Genomic DNA, 1,099 nt, shown 5'->3' on the forward strand with positions numbered 1-1,099 from the left:
GGGGAATGGACTTCTTTATAATTCCGATCCGATTTCATCATCAGAAGTTAGTCAACAAATCAGTGACAATGTCATTGAGGCAGTATTACAAAAAATTTGTGGTGCAAAAAACACATAACAAACAATTTAAGAGTGATTCAGCACGCTTGGCATTTTTGGTTTGGGTTAAGTTTAGTGTCTGCGGTGGTCAAATTAAGTGTCGTGGTCGCGTGCTTCACACCTTAATTGGGCGTTATAAATACGAGGAAAAATTGTGGTAGAAATAGATAATGAAGAATTAGAACGAAGAGCTGCTATCACACTTGAGTTAGGTGGTGTGCAGCCACTGCACAACCTATTTTATACCTACTCAGTAAGGTATTCTGCTGAAAGAGCTATAGCTGCCTTTAAGCAATATGACTACCTACTTACTCAAACAGATGAAGCATCAGTACTAATTAGTGAAGTGCAAGAAGCTGTCCTTCATGTCGGGGCTCTATCAAGATATTTTTGGCCTTCACCATCCGGGCGTAAAAAAGACAAACAGCAGAGGGCATTGAGAATGCAAAGAGGTGAATATCTTAAGAACCTTTACAATCTTACAGATGATTCCCCTTTAGCTAACCGCGAACTTAGAAATGCTTGGGAGCATTTCGATGAAAAGATGGATACATATCTGCTAACTCAAATGGCAGGATCTTTCTTCCCTGCTCCAATCATAGGTTCACATGAACTAGCAGATAGCCCTACTGGGAAAATATTTAAGCTGCTAGATCCAGAAGTTGAATGCTTAGTATTGTTGGGTCAAAAGTTCTTTTTTGCTCCGTTAAGGTGTGAAGTAGAACGTATATTTCCAGAATTTACGAAATAGTATTTATAACAAGCAATTTAAGAGGGATTCACAACGCTTGGCGCTTTTGCTTCTACTTCAAAGTTGGTGTTTACGGTACAATGCGTTAGGTTGGGTGGAGGCGTTGTTCACCCCTTAATTGGGCGTTATGTGTTGGATGAGTTTTTGAGGTTAATTCTACGATTTCATTGAGAATTCGTTTCGTGTTTTCGGCAGGTTGGCTTAGTCGAAATGGATTCTTGAACAACTTGAGATTGATCGTTTTCAAGG

General features: G+C 39.6%; 1 protein-coding gene. It reads left to right on the top strand.

Annotated elements, in window-relative coordinates:
* Positions 1 to 253: 253 nt before the first annotated feature.
* A complete protein-coding gene (locus AACW06_RS19680; protein WP_192076346.1) occupies positions 254 to 850 on the top strand; it encodes a hypothetical protein in 597 nt (198 codons plus the stop codon).
* Positions 851 to 1,099: the final 249 nt, after the last annotated feature.

Source organism: Vibrio sp. S12_S33 (genome assembly GCF_963889785.1).
GTDB classification, from domain to species: domain Bacteria; phylum Pseudomonadota; class Gammaproteobacteria; order Enterobacterales; family Vibrionaceae; genus Vibrio; species Vibrio aestuarianus.